Origin of the sequence: Arachidicoccus rhizosphaerae, from assembly GCF_900107765.1 — a bacterium.
In the GTDB taxonomy this organism is placed as follows: Bacteria; Bacteroidota; Bacteroidia; order Chitinophagales; family Chitinophagaceae; genus Arachidicoccus; species Arachidicoccus rhizosphaerae.
Genome location: NZ_FNQY01000011.1, coordinates 72,972 through 98,337 on the forward strand (window position 1 = coordinate 72,972; position 25,366 = coordinate 98,337).

Annotated in this window: 20 protein-coding genes; 5 read left to right on the top strand and 15 right to left on the bottom strand. The window is 44.6% G+C overall.

What is annotated here, in order from left to right; translation table 11 throughout:
- Positions 1–41 precede the first annotated feature (41 nt).
- The 7 genes from BLU80_RS10840 to BLU80_RS10870 form a co-directional block, all read right to left on the bottom strand.
- Positions 42–1,469 (bottom strand): sugar transferase, encoded by a 1,428-nt coding sequence (locus tag BLU80_RS10840; RefSeq protein WP_091397977.1) that lies wholly within the window; start codon positions 1,467–1,469, stop codon positions 42–44.
- A 36-nt stretch (positions 1,470–1,505) separates the two neighbouring features.
- Positions 1,506–2,501 carry a Gfo/Idh/MocA family protein gene (locus BLU80_RS10845; protein WP_091397980.1) on the bottom strand — a complete coding sequence of 332 codons (996 nt, stop codon included), beginning with the start codon at positions 2,499–2,501 and terminating at the stop codon, positions 1,506–1,508.
- Positions 2,502–2,706: 205 nt separating this feature from the next.
- Positions 2,707–4,233, bottom strand: a complete 1,527-nt coding sequence (locus tag BLU80_RS10850) for a helicase HerA-like domain-containing protein (RefSeq protein ID WP_091397982.1) — start codon at positions 4,231–4,233, stop codon at positions 2,707–2,709.
- A 156-nt stretch (positions 4,234–4,389) separates the two neighbouring features.
- Positions 4,390–5,217, bottom strand: a complete 828-nt coding sequence (gene murI / locus BLU80_RS10855) for a glutamate racemase (protein WP_091397985.1) — start codon at positions 5,215–5,217, stop codon at positions 4,390–4,392.
- Positions 5,218–5,314: 97 nt separating this feature from the next.
- Entirely contained in the window at positions 5,315–7,675 is a 2,361-nt protein-coding gene (locus BLU80_RS10860) for an efflux RND transporter permease subunit (RefSeq protein WP_091397988.1), read from the bottom strand.
- A 111-nt stretch (positions 7,676–7,786) separates the two neighbouring features.
- On the bottom strand, positions 7,787–8,488 hold the full coding sequence (locus BLU80_RS10865) for a hypothetical protein (RefSeq protein WP_091397991.1): 702 nt from the start codon (positions 8,486–8,488) through the stop codon (positions 7,787–7,789).
- Between the two features lie 221 nt (positions 8,489–8,709).
- Positions 8,710–10,407 (bottom strand): OmpA family protein, encoded by a 1,698-nt coding sequence (locus BLU80_RS10870; protein WP_091397993.1) that lies wholly within the window; start codon positions 10,405–10,407, stop codon positions 8,710–8,712.
- Positions 10,408–10,757: 350 nt separating this feature from the next.
- On the opposite strand from BLU80_RS10870, the gene BLU80_RS10875 reads away from it, so the two are divergent.
- Positions 10,758–11,720 carry a polyprenyl synthetase family protein gene (locus BLU80_RS10875; RefSeq protein WP_170831211.1) on the top strand — a complete coding sequence of 321 codons (963 nt, stop codon included), beginning with the start codon at positions 10,758–10,760 and terminating at the stop codon, positions 11,718–11,720.
- 273 nt (positions 11,721–11,993) lie between these two features.
- Here the strand turns inward: BLU80_RS10875 and BLU80_RS10880 are convergent, their stop codons facing one another.
- Positions 11,994–12,419 (bottom strand): acyl-CoA thioesterase, encoded by a 426-nt coding sequence (locus tag BLU80_RS10880; RefSeq protein ID WP_091397996.1) that lies wholly within the window; start codon positions 12,417–12,419, stop codon positions 11,994–11,996.
- Positions 12,420–12,475: 56 nt separating this feature from the next.
- Positions 12,476–12,796 (bottom strand): hypothetical protein, encoded by a 321-nt coding sequence (locus BLU80_RS10885; RefSeq protein ID WP_139188132.1) that lies wholly within the window; start codon positions 12,794–12,796, stop codon positions 12,476–12,478.
- Between the two features lie 106 nt (positions 12,797–12,902).
- Here BLU80_RS10885 and BLU80_RS10890 point away from each other — a divergent pair, with 106 nt between their 5' ends.
- The gene (locus BLU80_RS10890) at positions 12,903–13,499 is read left to right on the top strand and encodes a TetR/AcrR family transcriptional regulator (RefSeq protein WP_091398000.1); all 597 of its coding nucleotides are present in this window, start codon (positions 12,903–12,905) and stop codon (positions 13,497–13,499) included.
- Between the two features lie 228 nt (positions 13,500–13,727).
- Here the strand turns inward: BLU80_RS10890 and BLU80_RS10895 are convergent, their stop codons facing one another.
- From BLU80_RS10895 to BLU80_RS10920, 6 genes are all read right to left on the bottom strand, one after another.
- Entirely contained in the window at positions 13,728–18,467 is a 4,740-nt protein-coding gene (locus BLU80_RS10895; protein ID WP_091398003.1) for a translocation/assembly module TamB domain-containing protein, read from the bottom strand.
- Positions 18,468–18,575: 108 nt separating this feature from the next.
- The gene (locus BLU80_RS10900) at positions 18,576–20,831 is read right to left on the bottom strand and encodes a cation:proton antiporter (RefSeq protein ID WP_091398005.1); all 2,256 of its coding nucleotides are present in this window, start codon (positions 20,829–20,831) and stop codon (positions 18,576–18,578) included.
- A 61-nt stretch (positions 20,832–20,892) separates the two neighbouring features.
- A complete protein-coding gene (locus tag BLU80_RS10905; RefSeq protein ID WP_091398008.1) occupies positions 20,893–21,375 on the bottom strand; it encodes a YkgJ family cysteine cluster protein in 483 nt (160 codons plus the stop codon).
- A gap of 203 nt (positions 21,376–21,578) precedes the next feature.
- Positions 21,579–22,379, bottom strand: a complete 801-nt coding sequence (locus BLU80_RS10910) for an outer membrane beta-barrel protein (RefSeq protein WP_091398010.1) — start codon at positions 22,377–22,379, stop codon at positions 21,579–21,581.
- Positions 22,380–22,408: 29 nt separating this feature from the next.
- Positions 22,409–23,542: a hypothetical protein gene (locus tag BLU80_RS10915; protein WP_091398013.1), complete on the bottom strand. Its 1,134-nt coding sequence runs from the start codon at positions 23,540–23,542 to the stop codon at positions 22,409–22,411.
- Positions 23,523–24,095: an RNA polymerase sigma factor gene (locus BLU80_RS10920; protein WP_091398015.1), complete on the bottom strand. Its 573-nt coding sequence runs from the start codon at positions 24,093–24,095 to the stop codon at positions 23,523–23,525. The genes BLU80_RS10915 and BLU80_RS10920 overlap by 20 nt, the downstream gene beginning before the upstream one ends.
- Positions 24,096–24,217: 122 nt before the next feature.
- Here BLU80_RS10920 and BLU80_RS20115 point away from each other — a divergent pair, with 122 nt between their 5' ends.
- The 3 genes from BLU80_RS20115 to BLU80_RS10935 all read left to right on the top strand — a co-directional run bounded on the left by BLU80_RS20115 (position 24,218) and on the right by BLU80_RS10935 (position 25,286).
- A complete protein-coding gene (locus BLU80_RS20115) occupies positions 24,218–24,382 on the top strand; it encodes an AAA family ATPase (RefSeq protein ID WP_091398018.1) in 165 nt (54 codons plus the stop codon).
- On the top strand, positions 24,372–24,674 hold the full coding sequence (locus tag BLU80_RS10930; protein WP_091398021.1) for a hypothetical protein: 303 nt from the start codon (positions 24,372–24,374) through the stop codon (positions 24,672–24,674). The genes BLU80_RS20115 and BLU80_RS10930 overlap by 11 nt, the downstream gene beginning before the upstream one ends.
- A gap of 201 nt (positions 24,675–24,875) precedes the next feature.
- A complete protein-coding gene (locus BLU80_RS10935; protein ID WP_091398023.1) occupies positions 24,876–25,286 on the top strand; it encodes a hypothetical protein in 411 nt (136 codons plus the stop codon).
- Positions 25,287–25,366 lie beyond the last annotated feature (80 nt).

Below are 25,366 nucleotides of genomic sequence, written 5' to 3' on the forward strand. Positions count from 1 at the left end.
TAAAGTGAAGCGCTTCATATAGAGCGCATTGGTGATTACCGTTATTTGCCCTTCCCCAAAAATATAATTTTTAGTGTATGTAATATAATCTTAAAATCAATCAGCAAAGAGGCATTCTCGATATACATTAAATCATATTTCATTCTTTCCAGCATCTCCTGCACGCTGGAGGCGTATCCGAAACGCACCATCCCCCAGGAGGTAAGCCCCGGTTTTACCTTCAGCAGGTATTTATAATAGCGGTTATGGATCATCATCTGATCAATAAAATACGCCCTTTCCGGCCGTGGGCCCACCAGGCTCATTTCTCCTTTGAGGACATTGATAAACTGTGGTAATTCATCCAGACGCCAGCGGCGCATGACTTTTCCCCAGGAGGTGATGCGCTGATCATCATCACTTGACAGCTGCGGCCCGTTTTTTTCGGCGTCCGCCACCATCGACCTGAATTTATAGATCTTAAAAGGCTGTCCTTTAAACCCGATCCGCTGCTGGGAATAGATGACGGTACCTTTGGTGGAAAAATAAGTTCTGATGGCCACAAAAAGCATAACCGGACTCAGCGTCACAATGGCCAGTACCGAGAACACCTTATCGAGGGCCATTTTCAGATTGTACTGCCAGTCCACCATGACCGTGGTATTTATGGTGATAAAAGGGGCGTTCAGCACATTGGATGTCTTAACAGACCCCTTGATGATATCCAGGTCCTCCGCTACAATGCGGATCAGTACATCATGTTCGCTGAGGATGCTGATCAAAGGCTGCATCATCTGGATTTCATCTTCTTCCAGGGCTACGATCACCTGGTCCACCCGGCAGGTTTTCATCAGAAAAGCAATATCTTCCACAATACCCAGCTTTTTGATCTTGGTTTCCAGGGTGGCCGTCACAGGAGAGTTGCCAAAACTGGTGGTCAGAAAGCCTACAATGCGGTAGCCCAGGTTCTTGTAAAAATCTTCCACGGAATAAAAGGCCTTTAAGGCTTTAAACCGGTTGCCAACCAAAAGCGTGGAAAAGAAAAATTCTCCGGATTTCATTTTTTGTTTGGCCCACCGCAGCTGCATTCCCCTTACAAAAAAAGTCAGTGCGAGCTGCAGCCACCAATAGAGGAAAAAGATTTTAAAATGATAGCCGTAATCCTCCTGATCCCTTAAAAAGAGCACGAAAAAGATAACCAGACACCCGAAGAGTGTCTGGAAAAAAGTGATAAAAAATTCGTTTAATCGGGATTTTTCAAAAATAGAATACCGGTAAGCCCCGGTAATGGAGAACAGCAGCATCCAGAAGGCAAATACGAACAGTGATTTCAGCAGTTGTGGCATACCAAACAGTCCTGCGCCATGGATATGCAGCTGACCGGAGCGCACGACGGCCACTAACACCCAAACCAATAAAACGGACAAGAAATCTAATAAAAAATAGTAGGTCTTCGCTCTGTTTTTTAATATTAGGGATTTCTCATTCATGCATAAGGTATAGGCTATGCACGTACCACTGAATCTCTACTGGAGTGCAATTGCGTTATTATTTCCAATCTTTTCCAGAATCTTATGAGCGACTTCCATGGCCAGATAGCCATCGATCTCACTCACAATAACCGGTTTTCCGTTTTCAATTGAATTAATAAACGCAGAAAGCTCCTCTTTTATTGCATTCGTTTCCAATATTTTGGGGTTGGCAATGGCGATGGTCTTTTTCTTCCCGTCGGCCACATCTATATCAAAGCTAAAGGCATCCTGATCATGATCGCCCTTCATTTTAATGATTTCCGTCTTTTTCTCCATAAAATCGATCCCGATATAGGCATCCTTTTGGAAAAGGCGGATCTTACGCATTTTTTTCATGCTGATTCTGCTGGCCGTCAGATTGGCCACACAGCCGTTGTTGAACTCAATGCGTACGTTGGCAATATCCGGGGTGTCCGTCAGCACGCAGACGCCGCTGGCGGAGATATGTTTGACATCGTTTTTAACCAGGCTCAGAATAATATCCAGATCATGGATCATCAGATCCATGATCACGCTGACTTCCGTCCCTCTCGGGTTAAACTGAGCCAGTCGGTGCACCTCTATAAACATAGGGTTTAAACTGTATTTGCGGGCAGCCACAAAAGCCGGGTTAAAACGCTCTACATGCCCCACCTGTACTTTTACATTGGCTTCTTTAATCATCTCAATCAACCGCTTGCCTTCTTCCAGGGTATAGGCCAGCGGTTTTTCCACAAATACATGCTTGCCGTTTTTGATGGCCAGCTCACACATCTCAAAATGATGATTGGTCGGTGTCACAATATCTGCAATATCAATGGCTCCGATCAGCGCTTCCGGCGACTCAAATCTTTTCAGTCCATATTTCTCGGTAACTTCCGCCGCGGTCTGGTCATGGGGATCATAAAAACCCACCAGCTGCGCATTTTCTATCTCCAGCCAGTTATTAATATGAAACTTGCCTAAATGTCCGGCGCCAAAAACGCCGACTTTATATTTTTTATTATACATGTTCTATTGCTATAAAAAATCGTAAAAACAAAAAGTAAATCAGTACCCCTTTTTCGCTCCTTTACCCCTTTTGCTTTTACGCTGTTTTCAAATTTTTAGGCCAAAGAATTTTTGGTGACGGTATATCCTGCCACCAATTCCCCGCCTGCATGACCGGTCAAAAATACGAACGTCCTCCCTTGCCAGGCTTGTCACCGCCTGCCGGCTACTTTTTACGTCTGCCACCCAGTCCCAGCGCCCCCATAATGCTACGGGTAATATATCCGGTAATGGTGACGGCCGCGGTCCTGGCCGCTGATTTTACAATGGGGTTGCTGAAAAATCCGCCATCCTCTTTCTTTTGCGCCTTCGGTTCAGCAGGTGCAGGCGCCCCAGCCGCCGTATTGAGTTTTTCCGTTAAAATCTCATAGGCGCTTTTCTCGTCTACCACATTTGCATATTTAGCCACCAGTTTGCTGGAAGACACTACCTGATCAATCTCTGCCGGGCTTAAAATATCCATCCGGCTTCTGGGAGAACAAAGCAGGGTATGCACCAGCGGCGTAGGGATGCCTTTTTCATTGAGCATGGTCACCAGCGCTTCACCAATACCCATCTGGGTTAACAGATCATCTGTTTTGTAATAACTGGTTTCAGGAAAATTTTCAGCGGCCGTTTTAATGGCCTTTCTGTCGTTAGCCGTGAATGCACGCAGTGCATGCTGCACTTTTAAGCCCAGCTGGCTTAAAATAGGTGCCGGTACATCCTGCGGATTCTGGGTACAGAAGAAAATGCCAATGCCTTTGGAACGTATCAGTTTGATGACGGTTTCTATTTTCTCTTCCAGGGCGTTAGTGGCTTCCTGGAATAGCAGATGCGCTTCATCAATAAAGAGCACCAGCCTTGGCAGATCCAGATCTCCCTGTTCCGGACTGCTGGCATATAACTCATCCAGCATCTGCAGCATAAAGGTAGAGAACAGTTTAGGTCTGTCCTGAATATCCGTTACTCTTAAAATATTAATCATACCCTTGCCATCACTGGTGGTACGCATCAGATCGGCCACCTCAAAGCTGGGCTCATCAAAAAACAGATCTGCGCCCTGGCCCTGCAGTTCAATTACTTTTCTTAGGATGATCCCGGTGGAAGAAGTAGAGATTTTACCGTAAGACTTCTCTATTTCGGCTTTACCCTCATCGCTGATATACTGTAACAGTTTAATTAAATCCTTCAGTCCTACCAGTGGCAGTTTCTGATCGTCGGCATACTTAAAGATAACGGCTACCAGAGAGCTCTGCGTTTCATTCAGGTCCAGGATTTTACTGATTAAAATCGGTCCGAACTCGCTCACCGTCGCTCTGAGCCTTACCCCCTTTTCATTACTTAAGGAAAGGAACTCCACCGGAAAAGCCTTGGGCTGATAATCCAGCTCCAGGACCTCATAGCGTTGCTTGATTTTATCATTTTGTGCACCGGCGGCAGCCAGTCCGCTTAAGTCTCCTTTAATATCCATCAGCATCACGGGTACGCCGGCATCACTTAAAAATTCACTGATGGTCTGCAGGGTCTTGGTCTTACCTGTCCCTGTCGCGCCTGCAATCAGCCCGTGCCGGTTCATCATTTTCAAAGAAAGGTTGACGTCCGCTCCGGGTACGGCTTTGCCATCCAGCATACCGACGCCTATTTTTACCGATGCGCCCTTAAATTGATATCCTGCTTTTACTGTCTCTACAAACTGATCTGTACCTGCCATATACTTACCGTTAAATTATATGATAAAAGTTATACTTACGCTTATGCTCGTTTATTTTTATTGGGACCGCCACGCAGTCCCTCTGACTTATGTATAAAAGTTCCTTGTAACCTGCCGCTCGCCCGGTGCTTTTACCTAAGAGCGGGCCGGTTATACTTATAGCTTATGCACCTGCGTGGCACTGAGTTCTGCTCCGAAAAATCGTTTTGCATGGTGGTTAAAGGTCTCCGCTTTTTCTGTTGTATAAAAGCTGACCGACTGGCCCTGGGTGATGCGCTGTTCTATTTCCGGGTGGCGCTTAAGATAATCTGCCAGGCTCGCAGCCACAATTTTGCCCTGACTGATCACCCGGATATCCACCGGCATATATTCTTTGATTTTCTTTTCCAGTAAAGGATAATGGGTACAGGCCAGCAGCACGGAATCTATTTTATCATCCTTTTTAAGAAGCAGATCAATATATTTTTTTATAAAATAATCTGTCCCCGGACTATCCTGTTCCCCGTATTCCACCAGAGGCACCCAGATCGGGCAGGCCTGCTGCTGTACCTTAACGGTGGGAAAAAATTTCTGGATCTCTAAAATATAAGAACCTGATTCTACCGTACCCTGGGTGGCTAAAATGCCGATATTGCCTGCCTCACTCATATGTCCGATGACCTCACTGGTAGGCCTTACAATGCCCAGGACTCTGTTATCGGGAGCCAGCCCGGGTAAATCATTTTGCTGAATGGTGCGCAGCGCTTTGGCAGATGCCGTATTACAGGCCAGGATAACAAGGGGGCAACCCTGCTTAAAAAACCATTTTACCGCTTCCAGCGTGTATTCATAAATTGTTTCAAAACTCCTGGAGCCATAAGGTGCTCTGGCGTTATCACCCAGATAAATATAATCATAGTCCGGCAATACAGCCCTTATCTGACTAAGTATTGTCAGGCCGCCATATCCAGAGTCAAATATTCCTATTGGACAGCTTGTTTGCATAAACCAAATATAGTCAGAACAAAGCAAATCAACCGCTATAATTATGCACACTGAAGCGCATACACCATACAGCTGACGCTGCCCTGTCCGGCGCTTACTATTTTTTAATAGACGCTTTGTTTGCCTTGCCCTTTTTTACCGATAAGGATTTAATCAGTACCGGCAATAGTACCAGATTGGTCAGGGTGGCTACCGCCAGGGTAAGCGACGTTAACCAGCCCAGACTCTCGGTGCCTGCGAACTGACTAAAAATAAAGATAATAAAGCCCGCTACCAGGACCAGCGAGGTATAGATAATGCTGATACCCGTATGGGTAATGGTCTGCTTAAGTGTACGGTCTACATCACCGTTTAAATGAGGCAGTTCCTGCTTATAATTGATTAAGAACCGAATGGTTACATCGATGGCGATGCCAAGGGCCACACTAAAGACCAGCACGGTGGAAGGTTTAATGGAAATACCCAGCCAGCCCATTACTCCTGCTGTTACAATCAGCGGGATGATATTGGGGATGAGCGAACAAAACAGCATCCTTGTGGATTTAAACAGATACAGCATCGCCAGTGCGATTAAAATAAATGCCCAGAAAATGCTTTCTCCCAGTCCTTCAATGATATAGGCGGAGCCTTCCAGGAAGGTCACAGTAGAACCGGTAAAGGTGACTTTATAATGCGCCGAATCAAAGATCTTATCTGCTTTGTGGCGGAAGCTGTCCAGCATTACCGGCAGCCTGGTGGTGCCCACATCTTTCATATTCACACTGATTCTGGCCACCTGTTTATTTGAATCAATAAAACGGCTCACCATGGAGCTCAGCGCACTGCTTTTGGCCTGCGCGTCTTTTGACTGCTTGCTGATGGCCTTGATATAATTCCCCATAAAAGGCACTTCAAACTGCGTCAGCACTCCATAATAAGTGCTGTCTCCTTCATAAAAAGCCTGGCGTGCAAATTTCAGCGCACTAACAAAAGAGAGGGGCTTGGCGACACCTGGCTGCGCTGCCAGATAACTGGAAAAACGGTCAATTTTCTCGATGGTACTCAGATTACGGAATAGTCCGTTTTTCTTTTTACTGTCTACCACCACTTCCAGTGGCATCACCCCGTTAAAATTCTCTTCAAACCATTTCAAATCCGTGTAGATTTTATCAGAGTGCGGCAGGTCGTCCACCACATGGGACACTGTTTTCATCCGAAGGGTACCCAGCACCGCTGCCACCAGCAGTACAAGAGTTACTCCGTAGACATATTTTACATGGTAGAATGCCCACTTTTCAATTTTAATCAGGACCCTGGTTAAATACTTATTATCCAGATAGCGCATGTGAGCGGCTTTCGGAGCCGGCAGCATACTGAGCACCGAAGGAATAAAAATCAGCGATATGATAAACAGCACCATGATATTGATGCCGGCTACCACCCCGAATTCTTTAAGTAAATCACTGCTGGTGAAGGCAAAAACCGCAAATCCGATGGCAGCCGCAATATTACAGAACAGGGTAACAATACCCATTCTGCCCACCATCACAATGATTGCCTGATATTTGTTGGCCTTCTCTTTATAGACGCTATGATATTTATTAAAAAAGTAAATACAGTTAGGAATACCGATGACCACGATCAGCGGCGGGATGAGCGCCGTCAGCAGGGTAATCTTATAACCAAAGAGTACCATGGTCGCCACGCTGAATATCACCCCCATGGCCACTACGGCAAGACTCATGATCATCGCGCTGAAGGACCTGAAAAATAACAGCAGCGTAATGGCCGACAGTAAAAAAGACCCTAACAGAAAATAATTCAGCTCATGCGCAATCTTATCTCCTACCGTGGTACGGATATAAGGCAGGCCGCTGACATGCACCTGGATGCCGGCATTCTTTTCAAAAGCTTCGATGGGCTTCATAATGCCCGCAATGATATGGGTTCTTTCCTTGCTGTTGATCAGGGTATCATTAAGAGATACGGCAATCAGATAGGCATTTTTTGCCGGATTATACAGCAGCCCCTGATAGAATGGCAGATTTAAAAACTGCTGACTATTACTGTCCAGCTGCGCCTGATCCGAATAAGGAGCATGGAAAATCGCTTCCGGTTTAAACTGCTGCAGGCTGTCGTTTTTAATCAAATCAACGGCCGTCGGAATACTTAAAATACCTGTCACCCCTCTGGCAGCCTTAATCTCATTTTGCAGGGCAGCAATCTGATTAAAGGTCCCCTTTTCAAAATATTTATCGGAATGGATGCCCACTACCACTGTATTGCCATCGCGGCCAAAAGTCTTTAAAAACTGCTGATAGTCCTTATATTTTTGATTATCAACAGGGATGGCTTTAGAAAACTCATAGCTCATTTTAATATCTTTGGCCACATAACCCATAATAAGGGTGGCCACGGCCAGTAGGGATAAAAGCAAAATACGCTTTTTTATAATCCACTTTCCGAGTCTATACCACATAGTGTATTAATTAAAGTCAAAATTGTTGGTTGGGTAGCTGCAAAAATGCCGCGTGGGTAAAGTTCGCTAGAAAATGTAGAAAAAAGACCATTTTCCCGGTAAATCCGCGGATTATCTGAATCTTTTGAGCTTATCATTGATATAATACAGCAAATCCACCTGTCTGTTATGCTGACGCAACCAGTTATAGGAGGGCCGGTATTTATTCATGAAGCGCTGGAGCTTGTCTCCTTTAAAGCCGGTATAACTGTGGACCAGGATGGAATTAAACCTGAAATCCACATATTTTTCCTGTTCGACTTCTTTAAACAGCACAAATGCGCGCTTTTTATTCTTTTCCTTTCGGCTGAATATCCTGTCCAGACTGATGCCCAGGCCGGCTCCGGTATTAGATTTATCAAACAAAGGTTTATTATAACCGATCGCCTGTTCAAAATACTTGATCCTATCTGCACTATCCGCCTGATAATCCGCATAATTATAAGCAGATACGGTGACGCTTTCCAGTTCATGGGTTTTGGGAGTCATGGCTAGGCGTAAGGTATCTAAAAGGACCCCTTCTGACAGGACTAGCTTTTTGGAAAAATAGCCCACTCTTAAAAAAGTCAGCGTATCGCCCTTGGCCGCCTTTATCACGAACAAACCGCTGCTATTGGTATAATCACTGGTATCCTCTCTGTTGCCGGAAACATGAACATCCTGAATCGGCAAATCAGTCAGGCTGTCTTTTATATACCCATAGATATAGGACTCCTGCGCACTGGCGGAAAAAGACAACAGGCAAACGGATATTATTACGAATAATTTATACATAGGCGCCTTTAATCACTTATTTATTGTAAAAATACTCAATCCCAGCCAAATACGCGGCCGTGAGTTGATAATTGTGTCCTAAGGTTTAAAAAAGCAGCCGGGTGCGCCTTACAGGGAAGGCAAAAGCGCCGTAGCGCATTGCTCATTGAGGAATAGCGAAAAAAAAGAGCCACTCATTGCTGAGTGACTCTCTTGTTATTTTCAATTAAATAGCTAGGCTATTATTTTTGAAGATTTGGATGTGGAGCTGGAACTGTAGAAGGACCAGATTCAGTAGTTGGCTGAAGATCTACAGTGTTTGCATCACCATCGTAACCATAAGTGAAGATGATACGACCTTCAGAGATACCTTGCTGTTCGATCAGGAAGTTCTTAACAGCGTTTACTCTATCCCAGCTTAACTGTTGAGCACGTTTGTTAGAAGCACCGTAACCAACAATTTTCACTTTACAATTAGGATTAGAATTCAACTGAGCAGCTGCAGAAGATAATGCTGATTTAGCAGCGTCATCTAATTTGATGCTAGATTTGTTGAACTGTACGCTTGGTAAGCTTGTGATAGCACATTCAGTTACTGGCTGAGCGGCTAATTTATCACGAAGCTCTTGGCAACAAGCTGGTTCTGGTTCAGTACCAACACCATCAGCGTCAACAGGGAACCAAGACTGAGGAGTCAGCACTTGTTTGTCTCTGCAATCAGGTACACCGTCACCATCTGTATCCAGAGAACGACCGTGCGTATCAACTGCACAACCGGCTGGAGTGTTAGGTTCTTGGTCGAACTGATCAGTTACACCATCACCATCAGCATCAGGTAAAACGTCACGAGTTGCTAACTTGTTGTAGATGTAGTTTTCAGGATTAACCCACCACAGTGGTTCGATTCTCTTATCGCTGTTACCCAGGTTGAAGTTGAAACGAACTTGAGTAGAGCTTAAAGTAGTGTTACGACCTTCGCGGCTCAGGTGTAAACCAGACAGAACGTCTGAGTTGCTGAAGAACATAGTGAATTTCTGTTCGATACCGATGTTGAATCTAGGAGAAACTTTGAAAGCTACACCCAGACCTGCATCTAAACCATGACGGTTTACAGTTTCGTCGGAACCGACAACATCATCTCTTTTGCTGTCTAAACCGGCAGTTTCATATTGTCTGCTGTTATCGTTTTTACCTTTAACATCCAGGATACCGTTAGACTGGTTGTTTTCCAGCTGTTGTTTAGCGGCATCTTTGATATCTTTTCTGGAACCGGTAGGCAGATTCCAAGTGTAGGCTGCACCATTAGCATCCAATGCGTTGATCGAAACGTTAGCCATGTTGAAGCTATAACCCACTAAAGCATAGAAGCTGGTTTTAGGGTTACCGCGGTAGTGGCTCAGAGAGTTCAGATCTGCAATCAGGTCTAAGGAAGCCTGTTGGATAAAGGTCTTATAGTTAGCCAGGTAAGTGTTACCAGCAGCATATTTGTTCTTTACAGACTGAGGCAGTGTTGCATCAGACACCGGACGCAGACGATAGTCCAGACCGAAGTTGTTAGATGCGCCATAACCTAATCTCAGAGAGAACGTATGACCCAGTGCTTTTCTCAAAGAGATGCTAGCACCGTAACCGAAACGAGGATCGATTGCAGTAAACAAGAAAGACGGACCAACACCGATACCCAGTTCCATCATGTTACGTGGTTTTGCTGGATAAGCGTTTGTGTGGTTTAAGAAACCATTTTGCTGATCTTCTTTGGTAACGCGCACTTTGTTAGTGCCATCGTAGATCCATGAATCGTCAGCATTGGTGCCGGCAGAGATGCTGGTACCCTGAGTGCTCACAGACTCGCTAGTAGTTGTACTGGTGTCTTGAGCAAAAGCTGCTGTCGAGATAAGGCCTAAAAGACCTAACATCATCGTGTACTTTTTGCTTGCCATAAATTGAGATTTAATTTTTTATTTAATGCTTCCAATGAATATTCGAGGGCAAAAATAGTAATAGTAATTGAAATAGCAAATATTTATTACATTTAATTCTCTAGTTGTTTACTAAATATAAGTAAAATTGCCTCCAAAGACCCTTTATATTTTATACGAATTTCATTCTTATCCATATTTACATATATCGTGCCAAACCAAACCCTCTAACTGTATAAATTAAAATTATTAGTTATTTGGTTTTAACTGATATAAAACGATGAATAGACTATCCTGCCAAAGAAAAGTTTATTTTTCCCTTTAAATTTTATAATATTATCTTAGCGAGCGTATTTTACGTATAATTATTAGTGAAAAAAGCAAATCAACTCATTGCTGCAGAACTCAAAGAGTTCGAGCATCATTTTAAGGAAGCCGTGAAAAGCAAAGTACCGTTGCTGGACCGCATTATGCAATACATTGTAAAGCGTAAGGGTAAGCAGCTGCGTCCCATGTTTGTCATGCTGAGTGCCAGACTGGGGGGGCCGGTAAATGAAAAGACTTATAGAGCCGCCTCTTTGGTAGAGCTGTTGCATACAGCCACCCTTGTCCATGATGACGTGGTGGATGATGCAGGCGAACGCCGGGGATTTTTCTCCATTAATGCGCTTTGGAAAAACAAGGTCGCCGTGCTGGTGGGGGATTATCTGCTTTCCAAAGGACTGCTGCTCTCTATTAATAACGGGGATTTTAGGATATTACAGATTCTGTCCACTGCCGTCAAGCAGATGAGTGAAGGCGAACTGCTTCAGATTGAAAAATCCAGAAATCTAAACCTGGACGAAGAAGTCTATTATAACATAATAAAGGGCAAAACGGCCTCTTTGCTGTCATCAGCCTGCGGCGCCGGCGCCTGTTCTACTTTTGAAAAAGAAGAAGATATCCAAAGATTGGAACAATTCGGGGAAAAAGTTGGCATGGCCTTCCAGATTAAGGATGATTTATTCGATTATGGTGCTGCTAATATCGGTAAACCTACCGGTAATGATATCAAGGAGAAAAAACTGACGCTACCTTTAATATATACCCTGAATAACTGCAGCCCCGACATCCGCAGAAAACTTATTTATATTGTCAAAAACCAGAATACCCGCAAGGACAAGGTCCAGTATGTCATAGATACCGTCAAGCAATGCGGAGGTATTGACTACGCGACGCAAAAAATGAATATATTCCGTGACGAGGCGCTGGAGTTGCTGTTCAAATATCCCCAGTCAGATATCAGAGATGCCTTGGAAGAACTGGTACGCTATACAACGGACAGAAAATATTAATTGAAGCAGGTACCCCTTTACAATCAATCCTTTATAAAGATTAAGGAATCGGTTCCACCATCCTTAGGCGGATTTTTTTGAACCGGCCAGGTGGCTGCAGCCATGGCCGTGGCATAAAATATGGTCGTCCCCGTCCAGTAAATTTGGCAGCTATCCCTTTAAATTTTGTCGCAATTTGCCAACCCCGTAGCCGTTTACGACATAACGGGACAGAATTACAGGAAATTTTTTCAAGAGTCGCTGTATTACCCTGGCGTCCTTTCCTTAAACCGATTAAAGATCCGCCTGCTTTTCATAGTAAGGCGCCAGCTTACGCTTAAGCGTTTCGGGGATGGCTATCTTTTTCCAGGATGATTTATCCATAAAAAACAACCTGATTTTACCGGTGGTCAATAATTTCCTACGCTCATTGAAGATTTCACAGTCAAAAACAATTTCATGATCCGTAGGTAACTTGCGTATGGCAGTGACAATGGTCAGCTCCTCATCATAATAGGCCGACCTCAGGAATTTGGTCTCCATGGAGACGACCGGCATAGCCACCCCCTCTTCTTCCATTTGTTTATAACTATAGCCTAATTGCCGGATCGCCTCTACCCTGCCGACTTCAAAATATTGGGCATAATTTCCGTAATAGACAACACCCATCTGATCTGTTTCTGCATACCTCACCCTGATTGTCGTGGAAGCTTGATACATATTTCTTGAATTTACGATCCGAACTTTGCCTGACTTTTAATGGCTACCTACGCATACTACCACAATTCCTCCTCAGAAGTGTCTTTAGGTACATCCATTTTAAAGCTGGCCCGTAAAGCTAGTTTTTGTTTTTGTCTTTCCAAAAGCAGGCGGGCAATTATTTCTGCCGGCGGCTCATCAGAACTTTGCAGGGCCGTTTTCAGTTTGTACTCATCTACATCAATCCGGTATAAGAGCTGACAGAGTCCGGCAAAATCCGTTTCGATCTTATGGCTGATGGCCTGCACCAGTAATTGCTCAAAGTTCTTTTGCTGTTGCTGTTGATTTTTCAGGGTGCCGTCAAGCAATTCCAGCATCCATTTTTCATCCATTATCATGACAATTAGCCTATTTTTCCCATTTACCATTACAAATTCTATTCCCTTAGTGGAAATACTAACAAATTTTCTTATTTTGCATTGAAATAATTTTAATTTTGTAGCTATGGCAAGAATCAAAACAGACAAAGACATCACGAAAAAAGACGTCATCCTCAATGCAGCGTCCAACCTGTTTCGTCAACGCGGCTATAAAGCTGCCAGTATGCGTGATCTGGCAGAAAAAATCGGCATTGAAGCAGCAAGCCTTTACAATCATATCCGTTCTAAATCAGAGCTCTTGTATGATATCTGCTTTAATACCGCCAATATTTATAACGACTACCTGGAATCCGTAGAAAATTCCAAGGAACCCTACCTGAAAAAAGTGGAGCTGATCCTGCGCTTTTTAATCAACCAGATGATTGAAAACTTTGACGATGTAGTTGTGGCGGACAGAGAATGGGTACATCTGGAAGATGCTTATCTTTCCAGTTATCAGACCATGAAACACAATTATCGTAAGAGAATTAACCATATCATTACCAAAGGCATTGAAGCCGGTGAAATCAAAGAAATCAATGTACCCTCCACCATCTGGCTGTTACTGCATGCCATCAATGGTATTGAATCCTGGCACCGCTCCAAAACGCAGATCCCGCCAGAAGAACTGGAAGAGAATATGATTTCCATTTTAATCGGTGGAATGAAAAAGGTTAATTAACGACCATGCGCTGCGTCCCGGACAAAAAGGCATTATCGCCACCAGGGGCCGGCGGGTTTTTCATATGTTTCTATAAAGGAATGCACAAGACACTTTTATAGAACCCCTGTAACAAATTATTTTTTTATTATTTTTTGCTTCAAAAAAGGACCACTGTCATACACGCACTAAGCGTCGTAACACAGTGGTCCTTTTTGATAAAATATACGCTTGTTCCCCATCCACCCCTTATTTGGGCCGGATTTCCATTTCATTTTCCCGGGTCTTGATTTCCTTAAACTGCTCTTTTTTACCCTGAAAGAGCTTCTCAAAATCCTTGGTATAGCTAATGGACACCCCATAACGGTTTTGCCGGCCTATGGATCCGGCCGAAGCGACGCCAAGGCTGCTTCGGTTAAATATGACCGCTCTTAATTTACGGTCCCTGGTCAGGATAAACTGCACCGAGATATCGGGTAAAAACTGAAAACTGCTGGTTTCCATCGAGGCGGCAGAGCTTCCCAGACCAAAATCCAGGTTAGAACCAAAACTCAGTACTATTTTATCGTTCGCCAGGCTTTGATACAGTTTAAAATTCACACTTTGTCTGTCCAGGCGGCTGTTACTGCTACCCGTTCCCAGGATACTGGCACTGCTGTAAGTGGAAGCGCCGACTTCAAAATGCAGCCCCTGATCTCCGGTGAGTTTATTCAGGGCATGAGAGAATAAATTATTCAGCTCATGGGTCACCAAAGAACTGATGGTATTCACCCCGGCCGAGGTAATATTAGCCGTATTGCCTGCCTGACCGTACGGAGCAAAGGAGTTAAACACAATCAGATAAGTCACCTGTTTAAGCATCTCATTCTCATCGCTTTGCATTCTGTTGATAAATAAAGCAAAGTCCGGGTCGGATTTCACCGAGCTTCCGGTCGGAAAATCGATCTTAAACCCGATATCCGGTTTCAGCAACAGGCCCCTGAGTTCAACGATGACATATACGTCACCTCTGTAACCTCGAATATTGTTCAGACCTGCCTGCCCCTGAACGCTGGATTGGGTATTAATTAAATCATTGATGCTGACCTGGTGGGCCGTATACTGGGCATCAATATGCAGATTTGCATTATACGGGTCACCGGTCCATTCAATAAAGTTGTTCGCACCTTCAATAAACTGGAAGGGCTTCTTAAGAAAAGTCTGAAAATTAAAATTATACCTCCCTTTGGAGATGGCGTACTTGCCTTTCATGGTCATGTCTCCGTGAGCCGGCATAAAAATCTGTAAGCGACCATTACCGGTAGCCGTTATAACGTCTCCGGTCAGCGGATCCAGGATGACATTAATCACGGCCAGATCATTGGCCGACAAATCCATATTGATATTCAGATGTGAGTCATGGGTGTCATCTTTTTTAACTTCCTGCCCATATTTTTTAAAGACGATAAAATCCGCATCGCTGCTGACAGCCGTGGTATTGGTATTGATACTAATGTTGGAGGAGTCTGCCACGCTGCCTTTAATATCCATCAGCATATTTTCTTCCGTTCCCTTCAGCGTAAAACGGGCGTTGGCAATGGCCTTTCCGTAAAAGCGTTCATTGTCGGAGGCCTCCGTGTTTAACACCAGTATTTTATCGGAACGCATATCAAAGTCAAAGCGCATATTGGTAAACCCGTCATGATAAAGCGTTCCTTTAACCGTGCCGGTATTTCCGTAGATATCCTTTACGTTAAACTGTCCAAAATCAATATTATCCTCATTAAAGACGAAGTCTGCCGAAGGAACAAAATACTTCACCTTGGTATAAATAACATCCAGACTCGCCGAATCTATATGGGCCTTGCCGAGCAGCCTGATTTTATCAAAATTACCTTTCAGTGTAATATCACCCGTCCCCTTCCCATCGATATGATCAAAGAGATTACTTAAGAACTGGTTTAAAAATGAAATTTTTGTGTTGGTCAGATGCACATTTAAATCCAAAGGTGAGCCGATGGAATCTTTTAAATTATAATAGCCGTCCGCATTAAAATGATAATCCTGATTATTTGCATCTGCTTTCAGGGATATCCGGTCATTTTTAGCAGAGTAGAACGCCGTGGAGTTTACCACGCCGACAGAATCGCCATTGACCCGGAGTTGTTCAAAGGTCAGTTTTTCAAAGGCGCTAAAGTCCCCAAAGAAGTTAATCATGACGATTGACCCTGTTGCCAGTCCTTCCAGTCTCGGACTGGAGAAAAACAAAGGGGTAATGTCTCCGATATTCACCTTGGACAAATTAAAGACCAGGTTATTATTGGTGGTGTCTCTTTTACCCTGCTGCGTTTCCACTGTCAGCTCCTGGAAACCCTGAGAGAACTTCACATTTTTGGCCGAAGCAAAATGCTTTTGAATGATAATTTCTCCTTGTTTTTCTAAATCCCACTTTTTATCATTGAGCACAAAATAGGAGGGCTGGAACTGTATTTTCACCCCATCGGATAAGTTATCTACCATGGCTGAGAGACTAATCTCATTTATGGTATTATTGGATCCCGTGGTCAGCTGTACCAGGGAGTGGTCATTTTTGGAATTAATCAACAGCTTGGTGTTGGGAAAAAAGGAGCTGTCATTGACGTAGAATTTATCTATCCTCGCGCCAAAATCTATTTTTTCAAAGTCACCCTTTCCAGCCAGATGGGTTCCGGTCAGTTTAAAGCGTTTATATTTGAGTTCAGGGATGCGCGCATCAAAAAAGAAACTTCCCGAATCATCTGTATTGACCGCGCCCTGGATACGCACACTGTCAAAGCCATGCAGATTTGAGTCAATCAGGTTGATATAAGGATCAAAATTTCCGGTCCGGATCTGAACGGTAAAGTGCTGATTTTTAGGCACCGCCCTCGGAGGGTTAATAAAAGCCGGATAATACTTATTTAAAAACGACTGAAAGGTTACCGGCAAATCCAAAATGGAATAATCCCCGGTGACTTTAGCTCCGAACTCATTGTTTTCTACGGTCAGCACCTTATGCAGCCCGCTGTCCACACTGGCAGAAAGCGCCAGGGAATCAAAATTCAATGCAGTGCTGTCCTTGAGCAAAGAAACGTTGAGCAATTTGGCAGAACCAATAAAGTCGTCGATATTATTTCCTTCAAAGTTTAAGTCAAATAAGCCGGTCAGATTCATATTCTGCCGGGTCAGATGCGTCTTACGCATATCCAGCCCCACCAGATCACCCAGCACATTAAATCTTGGTTTTGCTCCATTGAAATCTATTTCCACGTTGGATAAGAAGGTGGCGTTAGGATCGTCTATTTTCAGTTCCCCGGTAAAGTATTTCTTTTGAAAAGTACCGTTTACGTCTACTCCCGTATACGCATAATGATTGACTTCCAGGCTATCAAAATGTCCTTTCAGACCAGCGCGCAGACTATTGAGCGCAAAGGACCGGCCTTCAAAACTTCCGTCAAAAGAAATCCCGCCCAGCGCTTTGGCTTCTATAAAAGTTCCCAGGTCGAAAGACTTTGTTTTAATCGTACCTGTATAAGTGGGCTCACCTTTATCCGGAAATTTAAGATTCAGGTTTGCCTGCGCGCCGCCAAGCGCCGTGGAGAGGCTTCCCTTAGTCGTAAAATCATAGATGGTTCCGTGAAAATTACCGCTGTAATGCATGGCTCCGAGCGCCGCGAAATTCGGGTTTTTAATCTCTTTTAAGCCGGGAACGATGGGCAGAATCTGATTATAATCCGTGTGTAGGTCCAGGGTATCAAAATCCATTACCGTATGTTCTATATCGGGCAAGCCTTTCATCGCCAGGTCTCCTTTGAGCACCATGCCGCCGTTGCCGCTGATAAAAAAGTTCCGGGCTTTAAAATTGCTGACCGTACCCTGCATGGTTCCTGCAATTTTAAACTGCTTTTTCCAGTCTTTCAGCTCGGGGGCAAAATAGGCAATATCATTACTGCTGACGGATGCATTTTTAAACCGGGCCTTGATATGGACTTTCTCGGTAAAGTCACCCATATCCTCCTGAAAATCCTTATAGGACATGGCATAATAGTCTTCCAGGTGACTGCCGCCGGTCTGGATATCCAGATTTTTAAATTCCATCATCTGAGGTGTCAGCTTAAAATCTGACTTTAAATGCTTGATGGTAAAACCACTGCGCTCCACCGTACTGAGCTGCATATCCGCCCTTATCGTATCCTTGATAAAGGAAAGTTTCCTTGCCGAAATATCTAAATGATTACACTGAATATAACGGTCATCAAAATAAGAGACTACGGTATGGGGCCGCATATGATTGATCAGGGCAAAAGTCCCGTTCATCAGGTGCATGCTGTCCAGTTCAATATGCATGCCGGCGGCGTTAAAATACATGCCTGTATCTTTGAGCGTATCTACCGGCGGTGCCGGCCGGTTCCCTTTATATTGCAATAATTCAAAGCGCGGCTTATCCAGCTCCAGGTAATGCAATTTAAAATCCAGGGCGTTCAGGTCGATCTTCTGAGCATCTAAAAGCATTCTGCCTACATATACGTCCATGTCTTCCCCGCGCCATCCGTCCTTTTTATAGTAACGGACATTCTTAAAATCGACCTTTTTCAGATCAAGGCCGATATGGCTGCTGGCCGTATCCTTTTTGGGGCTCGAAAAATAATCTATCAGAAACTGAAAATTCCAGACCGAGTCTTTCCTGTTCTGATAGACGGCTGCATCTTCCAGCCCGATGTACTTAAGTTCAATATTGTTTTTCAGGAAAAACCAGTCACTGATTCTGACTTTAAGGGCACCGGCCGACAGTAAGGTATCTTTTTTCTGGTCCCTTATCAGGATATCATCCAGGTCCATTCTGTTGAACAGCGTAAAACTTACATGCTTGATGGATACTTCCGTATGCAGTTCTTTGGAAAGACGCCCGGTTATTTTTTTAACCAGAAAGTTCTGAACGGGCTCGGTTTGAATAAAAATCCATACCAACAGTAATACTGCCAGTATAATCAAAAACGTACGCCCAAGTATTTTTAGAAATGTTCTCAGAAATTCCTCGTTTTTAATGCATGTACTGCAAAGGTAATTAAATACCCCTAGCTGCCCATTCAGGGTTTACAGTCAGGCTTCTTTTAATGCCTGAATTTTTTGCTTATTGCCGACCAGCCAGATGACATCCCCCCACTCAAGCACCGTATCAGAGGAAGGATTGATAAAATGCTGATCCTCCCTTTCCACGCGGATGACCAGGCCGTCCGTTTTTTCCCTGATACCGCTGTCATGAATGGTCATCCCTTTAAAGCGCAGATGTTCATCCACTACCAGTCTTTGCAGACCGACATCCTCTACCTTACTGGTACTGGCCGCATAGGCCGGATCCTTTTGACTATCCAGCACTGTCTGAAATTTGGAGAGTTGCTCATCGGTGGCAATCACCCCCAGCTCATCACCCGGAAAGATAATCTCCGATCTTTTCGGCGGCAAAATGACCAGGTCACCTCTTTTAATAAAGGCGATATTGACCCCATACTTCTCCCGCCACTTTAACTCCATGAGGTTATGACCCAGAAAATCAGCATTCTGGCTGACTACATGCTGTGACATATGGGTTTCCCAGTCAGAGATATCATATCTTCCGATGTCCAAAAGCGGTTTTTTTGCCTTTTCCGCGGCCTCTCTGGCGTTCAGATTCGTTAAAAACCTCGCTTCCAGTTTGCCGTAAAACTGCTGTATCTTCTTACTCAACACATAAAAGAACAGCAGGATAATGGGAAGCAGGATAAGCAGGGCTACCCTGCCGGAAAAATACCGGTCCAGCAAAAGTCCGATCAGAGTGGCCCCGATCAGGTTTCGGGTAATCTCCACCATTAAAAGCGGGCCTCTGTTGTAGATGCTGTTCAGCCATAACTCCTTATAAGCCAGACCTGCCGGGCGCTTCATCATGAGCCCCCAGAAAAAAGGTGCGGCCATCAGCAAGGTGACAAAAACCCCTACAATGCCAACATAGGTCATATCCTTTAATTTCTCAATCAAAAATGGCTCCAATAAATTAATAGAGATCAACAGAATGGCAATTATAACAATTCCGTTGGTTATCAGAATAGTTGTATAGGATTTAAGCACCTTTTTCCAGGCGCTTTCCGCCTGAATCTTCTGCGTACTGGAAGCATACATATTAATGCGGGTCACCCATTTCTCAGGCACCACCCTCAGCAGTACCCGGTAGGCTCCGTCCGAGGATTTAATCATATAGGGAGTGGTAAAAGTGGTAAGGGCCGACACCCCCACTGCCACCGGAAACAAAAAGTCACTGGTAACGTTTAAGGTGATTCCCAGTCCTGTTATAATAAAGGCAAATTCTCCGATTTGAGCCATACTCATCCCTACCTGAACGGATTGCTTTAAGGGCTGACCACTCAACAGCGCTCCCAGACCGGAGCTGAATAGTTTCCCAAATATGGTCAGCAGCGTCACAATAATAATCGGCAGTCTGTATTCCCACATAGCTGCCGGGTCAATCATCATCCCTACCGAGACAAAGAAAACCGCTCCGAAAACATCTTTAACCGGTTTGAACAAATGCTCTATTTTCTCCGCTGAAGTGGTCTCTGCCAGAATAGAACCCATAATAAAGGCACCCAGTTCCGCAGAAAACCCTGCCTTTGTCGCCAGCACCACCATGCCCAGGCATAAGCCGATGGCCAGCATCAGCAGCATCTCCTCATCCATCATGGATTTCATGCGCTTTAAAAAAGTCGGGATTAAAAAAATCCCCAGCACAAACCATAGGATCAGAAAAAACACCAGTTTGACCAGGGTCATCAGCATGGCTCCGCCTTCAAACTCTCTGGAAACAGAAATGGCCGGTAACAATACCAGTAGCAGGATGACCACCAGATCCTCTACAACAAGTACGCCGAAGACCACCCCTGCAAATCTTTTTGACTTTACCCCTAATTCTTCGAATGCCCGGATGATGATGGTGGTAGACGAACTGGCCAGCAGTGCGCCCAGAAATATACTATCCATCTGCCCCCAGCCCATCCATTTTCCGACCAGATAACCGGCCACCACTATGAACCCGATTTCTACAAAAGCGGTGACAGAGGCCGAGCCTCCGACGCGCATCAGTTTTTTAAAGCTGAACTCCAGGCCCAGGCTGAACAAAAGGAAAATGACCCCCAGCTCGGCCAGTATCTTAATATTTCTTTCCTCCACTACCGTAGGCACCAAAGAAATATGCGGACCTACCAAAAGACCCGCTATAATATAACCGAGGACCAAAGGCTGTTTTAGTTTCCTGAATAGCAGTGTCACCACTGCACCGGAAAATAAAATAAGTGCCAGGTCTTCTATAAGCGTGGGTAAATGGCCCATAAAGTGGGGTCTGTATTAGTATGATCAATGATAATTACGGATACTAACGAAAATACGATTTTTATTCAAAAAGTTTTTCTAAAACGTAATAAACTGCCGGACAGAACTCTGCATTTTTCAAGGTGATACTTTTACGTTTAAAAAGGACGTCCTCATCGGTGTAAGGGAAACGGGCGCAGTCCGAAGGTCGGTCCTCATATATCCGGCAAGTGTTATCCTGTTCTAAAAAAGGACAGGGGGATGATTTTACAACATAATCCCCCTCTTCATCCATATTTAAATAGGTCGTGATAAACTGGGTTTCTTTCATCCCCAGCACTTTGGCAATCCGTTTAATATCCGGCATTTTAAACCGGGGGGAATAATGCTTACAGCATCTGGCACAGCTCAGGCAGTCCACCAATTCAAAAGCCTGCCTGTGCAGCTCCGGCAACCTGCGAAGTGTGGCCTTTTTGTCGATTTTAGCCAGACGCTGGGCATAGATCTTTTTGCGGTCTAAAGAACGTCTCTCCCAGTTATCAAAATTAAAATCCGGCTTGCTCATGGCTTCTTAGTAAATTATTTACGGTACAAAATTACATAAATCCGCCCGAACTCCTGGATTAAACCGCGGCCTCCCTTAAGGCCGGTTCCACATAAGCAAAAAATAAAAGGCCGGCCTTTCCCTTATCGGTAAAAGTGCCGGTCCTTCCTGCCATAGCAGTGTGTTCTGGATAAAATGGAAAATTCTTTTACAGCGTTTCTACCTTAAAAGAAACCGATATTAATGCCAATCGCTACCGTATTAAAGTCCTTAGGTCCTTCACCCGTGGCAAATACATCTGACATATAATATTTTGCATATATATTTACTTCTTCCGTACCCAGACCAAAGCGCAGGCCGTAACGGACAGGATTTAGATTAAAGGAGCCGTTAACCTTCACTTTACCGTCTTCCTTGCTGATTTGTTTGGTTTTAGCACCGATCAGAATACCCCCTTCTGCCCCCAGATTAATCTGGAAAGAACTTTTGGCGATGGGGTAGATTGAAAAAATCAGCGGCATGGTCAGATATTTACTACGCAGCAGGTTTTTGGAAAAATGCTTATCCTCGTCTATGGTATAGGTTAATTGATCCTGCCCCTTTTGCAGCGTGATATCTTTCTCAAAATGATAAGTATTCCAGGTGACACCCAGTGCGGTAGAGAGTTTCAAGACATGCTTTTTATCCAGATAGACGCCGCCCACAACAGGATAAAAGGCAAATTCCGGACCTTTATCCAATCTTAAATCACTGTTGCCGGCACCTACTTTCAGTTTACCATGGTCCATAAAACGGTTCCAGCCAAATTCCAGGGTCGGATCAATACCGAAGTAGGCATTTTTGGAATGGCGGACAAAATTCACTCTGACCCGGGTCGTTTTAGGTTTCCCCTCTTTGTCTGTTCCGTTGATGGTAACAATAGATTCCCCCTTCCCTTCTCTGAGTTTACTGGTCGAATCAGTATCCTGAGCCAGGCTGACATGGCATATCATGGCCATTAAAGTGATGAAAAACACTCTATTCATACAATTGATTTTATATGGTGATTATTTAATTATTTGTAGGTTGTAATGGCAAAGACGCCAACATTAATTACTGTTTTATCTTCATCCTGACTGACAACTTCTTCAGAAATGGCCTGGGCAGTGGTGGCCAGTTTATCAACAAAGCCCTTTAAAATGCCGCGGTTTCTTCTTTTGCCGGTGCTTCGTTCAGCCGCTCTGTCCGTCTCTGTAGCAGTAGTAAGCGCTACTTCGTTATTTCGGGTGACAGCTGCCTGATCCGTTAAAGCGGTGTGCTCACTTTGCCCGGTCACCTGCCTGTTATTATCTGAGATTACCGGCTCCGCTGTCCCGGAGGCATTAACCGCGAGCGCCGTAGCTGCCGCGTCCCCATGCGCTACTTTTGCCGGCTGACTAGTTGCAATTCCTTTTAGGGCAGTGACCGTTTTGGCGCTGTTCGCATCTGCTATGGCCAGTGCTTTATTTTCCACGCCAGCTTTCAAAGAGGTGGCTGTGGAAGGATTTATTTTTGCCAGACCTGCCGCCTTGGCGCTGACAGCTGGATCCCCCCCCTGTTTTGACCGGGAAGCCTGATGTAAGGGGCTTACCGCCTTTGCCACAGCGTTGTCATTGTTAATATTACGATTATTGCCCTGTAAGTCTGCTGCTGCTTTAACGGTCCTGTCTGCGTTTTTGAGGTTTTCAGTGGCTTTGAGGCCTGCGGCCTTTGCTGCTACCAGACCGTTTTCTGTCTTAGAGGTATTGCCTCCCTGGACACTTACCGCAGTCGGGGCAGTAGCATCTGCGGCCTTATCAGGCTTTGTGCTGGCCAGCCCGCTGTCAGCAGTAGAAGCAGTGATTACCACTGAGTCCGGACGCGTTAATTCTTTAATACCGATAGACAGTACCACTAATATACCCACAATGGCTGCCGCATAAGAAAACCTTTTACGCAGCTGGCGGACCTTGCTGACCTTGCTGAACATGTCGGGTGCTGTCTGCGTTTTAATCTCCGTGACCTCTTGCTTCAGTACCGGCTGCTCACTAGCCAGGCGATCCATTATCTGATCCAACAACTCCGCATCAGGCGTTAACTCAGCGTCTGACAACAGACGCCTGAAGTCCTGATCCAGTCTGTTCGTGTCCTTTCCGTCTGAAGGATGGGTGTTATTTTTCAAATCTTGCATATTCCACCTCCTGTCTTTTTTTTATGGCAAGCTGCAATAGCTGCCTTGCCCTGGAGAGTTGCGATTTACTGCCCCCCTCTGTAATACCCAGTTTATCTGCGATCTCTTTATGAGAAAATCCCTCAATCGCATACATATTAAATACCATTCTGTATCCATCGGGAAGCCCGGCAATTAAAGCCAGTAAATCTTCCAGGGCTAACTGATCGAGCCCTGATTGCTCATGACCGGCACGGTCAAAACTTTCTGTCAACGTCTCGGTAGGCATCATTTTCACGGCCTGCCTGTAATATTCAATCGCCGTATTTACCATCACACGCCTGATCCAGCCTTCCAAAGAGCCCTCCTTTCTAAAATGGACAATGGATTTAAAAACTTTTACAAAACCCGTCTGTAATAGTTCCTCAGCCACCATTTTAGTTTTGCCGTACCTCAGACATATCACATACATCCTGGCTGCAAAAATCTGGTACATCGCTCTTTGAGCAGCATGCTCGTTATTGATGCAGCCCTCTATCAGATTCTCCAGTGTATGAATGTTTGCTTTGCTCATGTCTCTGTTTTAATAAGACGAGCGCAAGTTAATAAAGGTTGCATGCACCGTTAATTTTTTTTGGCAAACGGTGGCAAATCATATTTTGAGGTGCCAGCCGGGAATATTCGTATCTTCGCTATATGTCAAGAAAGTACCCCATCGGCATTCAAAGTTTTCGGAAAATCCGGAAAGGTGGCTATCTATATATTGATAAGACAGAGATCATCCACCGACTAATTCAGTCTGGTCAGTATTATTTCCTGAGCCGGCCAAGGCGATTTGGTAAAAGCCTGCTTGATTTATGAACTGGGTTTTCCAAATAGGGAGGTCAAAGCCAGTTTTTTAGATGGGCTCCTCAGTTCCTACCGGGAGACCTATCCCGTCGGTTCCATAGCGCATGTTGCGAAAATAAAAACTGCATTCAGAAATGGAGATGTGCCTGCACTAATAGTGCAGTTGAATTCCTTGATTGGTGCTATCCCCTATGACCACTGGAATGCCGGGAAAGAATCCATTTTTACGATTATCCCCTTTTTAACCTTCAAACTACCCGGTGTAGATGTTTATACTGAGGTCCATAGCGCCAAGGGCAGGTAGGCAAAGGGACACTTGAGTAAGTGGGCTTTATGCTCCCTTGGCATAGTTTGGCCATCACGCAGCAATCATAGCAATAGTAATTGGGTGATGATGGAAGGGGCCATGAGGTCTGACCCGGCTGGCACCTCAAAATAAGATGTAGCCCAAACGGTAAATAAGCCTGTTTTTCGTACTTTTAAGCAGATCTGTAAAATAATTTTTATGCGACTGACCAATCAACAACTCGCCTACCAGGCCACAAGAATCGCCATCGGCATCAGTATTTTTATTCATGGTGCAGTCCGGGTGCCTAAACTGGACTTTTTTGCGCATAGCCATCTGGAAATGTTCAGCCACACCTTTATAGCCGGCACTCCGACCTTGATCATGTGTTATATGATTCCTTTTTTGGAGGCCACGACCGGTCTGCTTATACTGATCGGCGGCAAGCTCACCCGTTATGGGCTGACCTTAGGAATTGCCACAATGGGCATCCTGATGTTCGGGGCCAGCCTGGCAGAAAAATTCGATTTACTTATTTCTATGATCTTACACATTATTATATTTTATATATTACTAAATCATCCCCTCACCTACCAGCCCTCTTCCACAGAGGCGGCGAAAAGTGAATAGATTCCGGCTTACATTTTCTGCGGTTTTTGCGGCATTTAATCCGGCTGCTGATTATTTTATTAAAACTACCGAATGTTTTT

What these genes read in the sequence shown, in the direction of transcription:
- BLU80_RS10840 (WP_091397977.1), bottom strand. Translation starts at nt 1,469, where the DNA reads ATGAATGAGAAATCCCTAATATTAAAAAACAGAGCGAAGACCTACTAT.
- BLU80_RS10845 (WP_091397980.1), bottom strand. Translation starts at nt 2,501, where the DNA reads ATGTATAATAAAAAATATAAAGTCGGCGTTTTTGGCGCCGGACATTTA.
- BLU80_RS10850 (WP_091397982.1), bottom strand. Translation starts at nt 4,233, where the DNA reads ATGGCAGGTACAGATCAGTTTGTAGAGACAGTAAAAGCAGGATATCAA.
- murI (WP_091397985.1), bottom strand. Translation starts at nt 5,217, where the DNA reads ATGCAAACAAGCTGTCCAATAGGAATATTTGACTCTGGATATGGCGGC.
- BLU80_RS10860 (WP_091397988.1), bottom strand. Translation starts at nt 7,675, where the DNA reads ATGTGGTATAGACTCGGAAAGTGGATTATAAAAAAGCGTATTTTGCTT.
- BLU80_RS10865 (WP_091397991.1), bottom strand. Translation starts at nt 8,488, where the DNA reads ATGTATAAATTATTCGTAATAATATCCGTTTGCCTGTTGTCTTTTTCC.
- BLU80_RS10870 (WP_091397993.1), bottom strand. Translation starts at nt 10,407, where the DNA reads ATGGCAAGCAAAAAGTACACGATGATGTTAGGTCTTTTAGGCCTTATC.
- BLU80_RS10880 (WP_091397996.1), bottom strand. Translation starts at nt 12,419, where the DNA reads ATGTATCAAGCTTCCACGACAATCAGGGTGAGGTATGCAGAAACAGAT.
- BLU80_RS10885 (WP_139188132.1), bottom strand. Translation starts at nt 12,796, where the DNA reads ATGATAATGGATGAAAAATGGATGCTGGAATTGCTTGACGGCACCCTG.
- BLU80_RS10890 (WP_091398000.1), top strand. Translation starts at nt 12,903, where the DNA reads ATGGCAAGAATCAAAACAGACAAAGACATCACGAAAAAAGACGTCATC.
- BLU80_RS10900 (WP_091398005.1), bottom strand. Translation starts at nt 20,831, where the DNA reads ATGGGCCATTTACCCACGCTTATAGAAGACCTGGCACTTATTTTATTT.
- BLU80_RS10905 (WP_091398008.1), bottom strand. Translation starts at nt 21,375, where the DNA reads ATGAGCAAGCCGGATTTTAATTTTGATAACTGGGAGAGACGTTCTTTA.
- BLU80_RS10910 (WP_091398010.1), bottom strand. Translation starts at nt 22,379, where the DNA reads ATGAATAGAGTGTTTTTCATCACTTTAATGGCCATGATATGCCATGTC.
- BLU80_RS10915 (WP_091398013.1), bottom strand. Translation starts at nt 23,542, where the DNA reads ATGCAAGATTTGAAAAATAACACCCATCCTTCAGACGGAAAGGACACG.
- BLU80_RS10920 (WP_091398015.1), bottom strand. Translation starts at nt 24,095, where the DNA reads ATGAGCAAAGCAAACATTCATACACTGGAGAATCTGATAGAGGGCTGC.
- BLU80_RS20115 (WP_091398018.1), top strand. Translation starts at nt 24,218, where the DNA reads ATGTCAAGAAAGTACCCCATCGGCATTCAAAGTTTTCGGAAAATCCGG.
- BLU80_RS10935 (WP_091398023.1), top strand. Translation starts at nt 24,876, where the DNA reads ATGCGACTGACCAATCAACAACTCGCCTACCAGGCCACAAGAATCGCC.